Annotated in this window: 6 protein-coding genes; all 6 read right to left on the bottom strand. The window is 37.8% G+C overall.

Going from position 1 to position 8,346, the window contains the following annotated elements:
- Positions 1–456: 456 nt before the first annotated feature.
- Complete coding sequence (locus ABY905_RS02965; protein WP_372640290.1) at positions 457–1,704, bottom strand: glutamate-5-semialdehyde dehydrogenase; 1,248 nt, start codon at positions 1,702–1,704, stop codon at positions 457–459.
- Between the two features lie 127 nt (positions 1,705–1,831).
- Positions 1,832–2,905 carry a glutamate 5-kinase gene (proB, locus tag ABY905_RS02960; protein ID WP_372640287.1) on the bottom strand — a complete coding sequence of 358 codons (1,074 nt, stop codon included), beginning with the start codon at positions 2,903–2,905 and terminating at the stop codon, positions 1,832–1,834.
- A gap of 647 nt (positions 2,906–3,552) precedes the next feature.
- Positions 3,553–3,744 carry a hypothetical protein gene (locus ABY905_RS02955; RefSeq protein WP_372640285.1) on the bottom strand — a complete coding sequence of 64 codons (192 nt, stop codon included), beginning with the start codon at positions 3,742–3,744 and terminating at the stop codon, positions 3,553–3,555.
- 259 nt (positions 3,745–4,003) lie between these two features.
- Entirely contained in the window at positions 4,004–5,404 is a 1,401-nt protein-coding gene (locus ABY905_RS02950; RefSeq protein ID WP_372640283.1) for a DUF4302 domain-containing protein, read from the bottom strand.
- 217 nt (positions 5,405–5,621) lie between these two features.
- On the bottom strand, positions 5,622–6,662 hold the full coding sequence (locus tag ABY905_RS02945; RefSeq protein WP_372640281.1) for a substrate import-associated zinc metallohydrolase lipoprotein: 1,041 nt from the start codon (positions 6,660–6,662) through the stop codon (positions 5,622–5,624).
- Between the two features lie 158 nt (positions 6,663–6,820).
- Positions 6,821–8,335: a RagB/SusD family nutrient uptake outer membrane protein gene (locus tag ABY905_RS02940; RefSeq protein WP_372640279.1), complete on the bottom strand. Its 1,515-nt coding sequence runs from the start codon at positions 8,333–8,335 to the stop codon at positions 6,821–6,823.
- Positions 8,336–8,346 lie beyond the last annotated feature (11 nt).

Raw genomic sequence — 8,346 nt, 5'->3', positions numbered from 1 at the left:
TCAATCAATTTCGCAAGATCTCTTAGTTTGTGATTGTTTTCTGGATTTGGTTGGATGAGAATTAATTGTTCCACATTAACTACACAAGTTCTATCTTATTGATATCTTTCTTCATTTTTTTTTGGTTTCGTCTTTTATTGATACACTTATTTCTCACAGAGCGGAACAAATATTCTCTTAAAGAATTATACAATTACTTCAATGATTAAGCGCAGCAGTACGAACGATATTCATTAAATGCAGAAAACTGGAAAGAGAGTCTCTCTGTGCACTTAGGGTAAATGCATCAGAAAAACTCTCAACCTTCAACTAACCGTGACATTGTTTTTATATCCTAATACTCCTGACCTACTATCCTTTTTATTGATCGGAACTCTTTATTTCCAAGAGAAAATCACTTTATTATTTGAAACAATTATTAATCGGAAGTTGTGTAAAACAAACTATCAAACACTATCAATTTCTAACCTGCCCATCACCACGCACTAACCATTTATAACTGGTCAGTTCATCCAATGCCATCGGTCCACGAGCATGAAGTTTTTGAGTGCTAATCCCAATTTCAGCTCCTAAACCAAACTGTGCCCCATCGGTAAAAGCTGTCGAGCTGTTGGCATAGACTGCAGCTGCATCAACTGCCTGCAAGAAATACCTGATCCGTTCGGTGTTTTCACTCACAATAGCTTCACTGTGTTTGGAACTGAACAGGTAAATATGATCCAAAGCCTCCTTGAAATGCTTCACTGTTTTTATGGACATTTTATGGGCCAGGAACTCCGTTCCGAAGGAGTCCGGATCTGCCGGGAACAACAATTCCTCAGGATATTTTCCCTGGAGAACCGGGTAGGCCAGTTCATCAGCATAGAGCTCCACATTTTTCTCCAAAAGTTGGTTCACCAATTCATATAGGTCACTCAGTCGCTCCTTATGAACAATCAAGCAATCTAGAGCATTGCAAACACTTACCCGACGGGTTTTAGCATTAAATATGATTCCCTTCCCCTTTTGAAGATCTCCATAACGATCGAAATAGGTATGTACTATCCCTGCTCCTGTTTCTATAACAGGAATATTGGCATTCTCGCGAACAGAATTGATCAATTGCTGAGAGCCTCGCGGAATAAGAACATCCACAAAGTCCCGTGCATTCATCAATTCGGTTCCCGCCTCTCTAGAGGCAGGTAGCAACTGAAGAATATCAGGATTCACATGATTATCTTCTAAGACCTTTTTTATTAAGGAAACAATAGCTTTATTAGAATTTTCAGCGTCGCGACTTCCTTTCAAAACACAGGCATTACCTGATTTAAAACAAAGAGCAAAAACATCAAAGGTCACATTGGGACGAGCTTCATAAATAACGCCAATAGTTCCAAGAGGAACAGATACCTTCTCGAGCCGTAGTCCATTATCCAGTCTCTTTTCATCCAATACCTTTCCAAGCGATGAGGGCAGCCCTCTAATATTTTCAATATCATTTGCAATTCCAATAAGTCGTTCTTCTGTAAGTAACAAACGGTCATATTTGGGATCTTTTGAAGACATTAAATCCAAATCTTTTTGGTTTTCACTAAGTAAAAATGAAATACTGTTTCGAGTGGTTTCTGCCAACTGCGATAAAATCTTATTAATTAATTCATCGGACAGTAAGGCCATTTTACGTGAAGCTTCTTTCACTTTTACAAATTGTACATTACAACACATATGCTTGAATATTATAATTATAAAATCAGGTAAATACAACACCAAATTATTGAATTAACTTATTAGAGACAAAAACCTAAAAAAATTGTCTCATATAATTATTTCAATATCCATTACAGTATATTTTTTAATACAAGTGTAAGTAGTCGTAATGAACGAGAGGCCTAACACCTGCTCTTCCACAATATTGCACCGCCCTTTGTAGCTCGTATTGCACTTTACCAAGACCAACAGGGTTTCCTTCATTATCCACAATTTTAACGATATCACCTTTTTCGAACTTACCCTCAATGCCAGTTATACCTATAGGCAATAAGCTTGTTGCCTGAGAAGAAGTTAATGCCTCCTTTGCACCCTGATTAATAGTCACAATTGCTTTGGTAAAACCTTCAGAACAAGCCAGCCATTTTTTTACATTTGAAGTTCCTTTACTCGGTTCGAACATAGAATGCTCAATGGATTCCGGCTCATCAAGCAGTTTCAGGACAATATCATCGGCATGTCCATTTGCAATATGAACACGAATGCCTGATTTCGCCACTCTACTTGCGATAGAACATTTAGTAAGCATGCCTCCTCGCCCAAAATTTGATTTTTTTGTTGAAACGTATTTTCGTATTCGATTCAAATCATGATTAACAATACGGATAACTTCAGAGGATGGACTTTCGGGATCCCCGTTATAAATTCCATTCATATTAGTCAGCAAAAAAAGCGCCTCAGCATTCATCATTTCAGCGATTAATCCCGAGAGTTCATCATTATCAGTAAACATGAGTGCAGTAACAGAAACGGCATCATTCTCGTTCACGATAGGAAGAATATTGTTGTCCAGTAAAGTGGTCAAACAATTTTTCATATTTAAATAGTGCTCCCTTGTTCTGAAGTCTTCTTTAGTAACCAATACCTGAGCACATTCAATATTATAATTCTGAAGTAGAGCGGAATAAATATTCAACAATTTGACTTGTCCCACTGACGACCAAAGCTGTCGTGCCGAAACGGTATCGATTTTATCGGATAAGTTTATCTGACTACGGCCAGTGGCAACTGCACCTGACGATATTAAAATAGGTTGATATCCCTGTGCTCTTACTTGTGCTATTTGTGCGACAATACCGGCAATACGGTCTTCATTCAGTTCACCATTGGTTTTGGTCAGTACATTTGAACCAAGCTTGATACAAATTCTTTTTTTCACTATTAAAATTCTTTAGGTGAAAACTCACATATTGGAATACGACTAAAGTTAAGTTCTCTTATTAAGGCTAGGAAAATTTAAGGGAAACTGTTTTTAGGATTCATTTTTTTTATAAAAAACCTTCCATATTCTAAATACGAATAGGGTCCCCAGGATAATGAGAGTGGGGCTTTTAAGTATTCAAAGCCAGTAAATCATAAAAAGAGATTCCCATATAAAGGAATCGCTCCTATCAAAAGTAATTTGTTTTTCATTTTACTAATCGAATTTACTATCGTCCTACACAGCCTAATGCTGAGCTTAACATGTGTAAAAAGAGAGCCCTTCTAAATTTGGGAAACCCAATAGAAAGGCTCTCAACCAACTAACGACTCATGATCTTTCAAAACAGGGAGAAATATAACTTTAGATATTTACCTCAATCCCCTGCCCATAATATTACATAAAAGGCTTCCTTATAAATTGTTACATTATAAACATGTTCAGTAATTTTGACACAGATCTCCTACACAGGTATAATTTGGAAAACAATTACGCCTGGTAACAGATCATATTTTTCAATAAATGAAATTGATATTCTTTTTCAGGGAACTCCCGAAATGCTAGTATGAAAGCTATTATTCAGAAATCTGAAGGAGATACTTCTCTTATGATTCATTTTTCTTAAAACAATGCTCATGGAATTTTAGTTTATCGGAAAAATCAATAGAGCCCATATCCTCCCACATCCTAATCCGTTTCCTAGCATCCTTTTCCTTTCGAAACATTTGAAAAGGACACTCACGTTCTTTTATATAAAGAGGACATTCAAATATTAGCCCTATATAATCGTTTTTCATACTAAACAGATTTAAGAAAACTTAATACCACAACGAGATAAACTGCTGAAAAAGTAATCAACAGAAAATTAGAAAACTAAAAGGAAAACCTCTTTACATAAAATAAATCCAAGCAAGAGGTTCTACTTCCATAATCCAAAGTAATTATATTTCCAGCGGTACAGTACCAGCTCGAAATAGATTTTCGAACTGGTATTGTAAGTTTATTTTTCTCAACAGGATATATGATACCAATGTTAAGTTTTCACAGGTCGGTAAGTTAATCTGCTACCATAACCACAGTGGCTTCAAACCAATTTAAAGGATTATCAATATTAGCCAGTTGAAAAGTGGTTATCTGATACATTCCAAAGCTGAAATAATCCAAAGCCATTCTCCATCCCTGCTCAGAACAAAGGATGTCCAGATAAGCATTGATATCCACGTCAGTAGCAATTATATCAGCGGCTCCGTCTATGTTGGTGATTACATCGCCTGATTGACGTACCATTTTGAAAGAATTTTCCGTTATTTTCACAAAATCTACGGGGATAAATGCATAACTACTTTTATCGCGAGTTGCAAACACCAATCCATCGCCCAGATTCTCTCCTTCGGGAGTAACATAGCCCATCACGGCCAATAATTTGCTAACACCAGGACCAACTTTGTTATCCAAGGCACTCGTAGCATAGTCATACATAGGTCCCTCCGAGCCATAAGCCCTGAGCAGCATCCCTCTCGTACCAGAACGATCGGCAGTCGACAATGATTTTTCGAACAAAGCATCCACCACACCTGATTGAGCGTAGATAGGTAGACGAGAGCTCATAAATTCGCCAACAATACCTTCATCACCAATCACCCATTTATCATTTTGCCCATCAAATACCAGTTTGGTAATCGTATCCCCGCCAACAGCGATAGGATTGGATAGCATAATGCTTTCGTGCGTGAAGATATAAGTCGACTGCATCTGTTCAATATCCTCACCGTCCACATTGTAAGTAGCACTGTAGCCAAACTCTATTTTACCTTCGATTTCCCATCCTGCACTTCCCAGTCGAATATCAAACGGGTTCTCAACCGAAGCTCCATTGATTCCACCTGTAACACGAATAACATTGTATCGGTAGATCGATTGAGCTTTATAATTATCAAAATTTGCCTTGATAGTGCTCATGTCCCAATCCTGCTCTGTTGCTTTTTCAAGCACTAAGTCACCATCAGTCTCTTTGCCGCGAAAAACCAAATTTCCATTTTCCTCTTTCATGAAAATGTACTCCATTTCACCACCCAAACCTTCAGAAGCCCATCTACGTGGTTCAATCATCCAGTAAAGCACATCATTGGGCGTATTGAACTGTAAAAGAGCTCCCTCTTGATGACTAATATTAAATTCTGATGTTGCCTCTTCAAAGCCAGAATTCATTAAAACAGTACCATTATTCTCTCCTTCGTTTCGAGTGAATTTAAAAGCGATAAAGCTACCGCCTGTTTTCTCATCACCTCCTTTAACAACACCTTTCCATCCAAACTCTGATTCTGATAAAAGACTGGTCAAATTCGACTTGGATTCCTCTATTCTTTCGCTTACCGTTTGATCGGAAACATACTCAAAGTCCTTCTCACAGGATGAGAAAACCACAAGCATGGCCAATGCATATAATATTTTTTTCATTTGTTTATAATTTTTAATTTAAGGTCACATGGAAGTCGCCATGAGAATCATACTTCTCTGTCCCTATTTATCGGGATGGCTCGTTTCATTTGTCTAAAATTATTTATTAATGTCATCCCTTTACTTACCAATAATTATCGGAAGGGAGAAAGTCACCATGAGAAAAACATTCCTCTTTAAGAAAAACTTTCTCATGGCTCGTTTCGTCTGACAATATTTATTCTTCTACTTCAATTACAACAACTTCGTTTACAGCCTTCTCTAATCGTTTCTGCAAACTATATAAGTCGATACCCCATTTTTCTTTGTAATAAGTGGTAATAATATCAACCTTTGCATTGAATTTGTGATAAGCTTCCACTGCCTCAGGGGTGGTCTGCTTCCCTGTGTAATCAGAGTTCCATGACCATGCCCACTCGTGAAGCTCCTTCTCCCAATCGCTTAAATACAGTTCACCTTTCTCAAGAGTCAACACATCATTCTCATCTCTAAGCTGAATATCTTCATACAAAAGTGGCACGTTGCTGTTTAAAACCAGATCCATCATTCCAGCTACAATCTCAACAAAATCTTCATTCTCTTCCGACATAGAATAGGGCGTGATAAAACCTCTCAATCGAGCTGTACTTGCATTCACATCTATCCAGTTCCCTGTATAATCGCCTTTGCAAATTCCCTTGAAATCCAAGGTGTAAAATTTGGTTTGGTGCATAATGTGAGCAAACTCATGATGCACAACATGGAATGCAGCAATAACAGCCTTCTTCTTTTTAAGGAGTATCTCTTCCGGTGTATCCCAACTGTACGCATCCACCTCTGCAAACTCATCCAGATCAAAAATGGTCACTTTACGGCCTCCTTCAGCAAGACCAAGAGTCCAGGATCCATCGACGTTGTATTGTTTGCTTCCCGCAAGCACCAGTAACTTAGGCATGTATTGTTCCAAGAAATCCGGGTTTGCTTCTGCCTCATAGGATTTGATCCAAATGTTCAGATACGCCTCAAGGAATTCCTGAACCTTTTCTATGGAAGGAGGAGTTACATGAAATTTATTGTCAATTTCTGAATCATCCCACTTGTATTTTACTTCTACATTATAAGGTTTTGTCAGATTTTCATAAATCCACTTATCCAAGTCGTTTTGGTGGCCCTTTTCAACTACCACAACCGATTCATCCAATAATGCATCTTCTTTATCACATGAAATTAAAGAAAACATCAGGGATGAAATAAATAATAATCTATATATATTTTTCATCTGTTTATAATTTGTATTTAACGGCTATCCCAATAACTAGCGGGATAAACTTACCATGATTTTATAATTATTATTTTGTGTGCCCCGAAGTATCGGATTAATAATTAGTTTCATTGAACTTCGTTTCTAAAATCATGGACGTTTCATTTTTGTACCGTTTATCGATTATTTGCTTCCAGTCCGTATTGCTGAGCCATAGTAGGAATCTGTAATACCTTTCTCGCATCATCTGTCTCTAATACGACCTTTTCACCATCCTCAACTTCATGGATTACCTTTATATTGAAACGACGAATATCAAACCATCTCAAACCCGTATACACAAATTCTCTTCGGCGAGTGTGTATCACACAATTTAGGTAAGCACGTTGTTTTTCATCCAACTCATACCATGGGTTCAAAGGTGAATCTGCCTTTGAATCGTTATTGAAATGTTCCATTATTTTTGCTTCGGTAACCTTATTTTCATCAGTAAAAGGAACCAATCTATTTTCAAAATACAGATTCAGATCTTGCTCCACCTCAGTGTAGTGTTCGAGCATGACATTAGCTTCAATTCTATTAAATAGCGCTTCTTCAGCAACAATTTTAGGAGTCATACCGTAGTAAAGCCCGATATCGGCATTCACATCCATTTTTTTAAAGAAATAGCCCCATTTCCAAATCACATGACCGTCCCCGCTAACAGTAACCAAACTTTGAGCCCATGTATGATTGCTACTCTCTTTCACAAAAATTTTATCGAATACACTTTTATAAAGATCATAGGTTAAACGGTAACGAAGAAGCCCCTGGAAAAAATTAAAGTTATAAGTGATGTTACTTGTAAGCATCAGGTTGGCAGGCTCGGTAGCCTTAGAATATTCAGCCGCCCTCTCGTTTAAGTCCATAAGGTTGTATTTCCCGGTAAGGTCTCTCAACTTGGCCGAAGCATTTCCTCCCAAAGCAGTAGTAGCATAATCAGCTACTTTTCCAAACTCGCCCTTAAACATGTAGAAACGAGAAGCGAAAGCATTGGCTGCTGCTATATTAAAGTGATACTTTGGCACATCATAAGCATTATCCTGAATAAATTGAATTCCCTCTTTCAGGTCATTTTCAATCAACTCATACACCTTGGCAACTGTTTCTCTCTTGTAGTCTTTGAATACAACATCTTCCATCTCGGTCACATAAGGGATACCCAAATCTGTAGCTGCTGTAGCAGGATCATAGTGTTTTCCCCACAAGTTAACCAACATAAAATGGTTGTAAGCTCTTACCAAAAGTGCTTCCCCATAATAGGGCAGATATTCTGCGGGGATTTCTTCTCCATTTTTTTTGCTTTCAATAAAATCCAAAGCCTGGTTGGCATGAGCTATGGCTTTGTAAGCAGACTCCCAATACATGGTTGGGGAATCCTGATCTGTATCGGTAAATTCTTCCCAGAAATAGCCCTGTTCGTTATTACGGAACATTTCGTTCCCATCGCCCATATCGGAAATATTATCCGACATGGAATAGCAGAACAATCCGTAGGTTGTTTCAGGATATGCGCTCGCAAGCAGCTCTTTAACTTTCTCATCTGAATCCAACACCGTACGGTTGTCAGGTGTTGTATCCAAATACTTATCGCACGACATTAATCCAAATGCCATTACAATACTCAGTATATATAATATTTTTTTGTCCATTTTCTATCGTT

This window comes from Ancylomarina sp. (genome assembly GCF_041555295.1).
In the GTDB taxonomy this organism is placed as follows: Bacteria; Bacteroidota; Bacteroidia; order Bacteroidales; family Marinifilaceae; genus Ancylomarina.
The sequence above is the reverse complement of the archived record's forward strand: the minus strand, read 5'-3'. Positions and strand labels throughout refer to the sequence as shown.

Coding starts and splice junctions, on each gene's coding strand:
- ABY905_RS02965 (WP_372640290.1), bottom strand. CDS start 1,704: ATGTGTTGTAATGTACAATTTGTAAAAGTGAAAGAAGCTTCACGTAAA.
- ABY905_RS02955 (WP_372640285.1), bottom strand. CDS start 3,744: ATGAAAAACGATTATATAGGGCTAATATTTGAATGTCCTCTTTATATA.
- ABY905_RS02950 (WP_372640283.1), bottom strand. CDS start 5,404: ATGAAAAAAATATTATATGCATTGGCCATGCTTGTGGTTTTCTCATCC.
- ABY905_RS02945 (WP_372640281.1), bottom strand. CDS start 6,662: ATGAAAAATATATATAGATTATTATTTATTTCATCCCTGATGTTTTCT.
- ABY905_RS02940 (WP_372640279.1), bottom strand. CDS start 8,335: ATGGACAAAAAAATATTATATATACTGAGTATTGTAATGGCATTTGGA.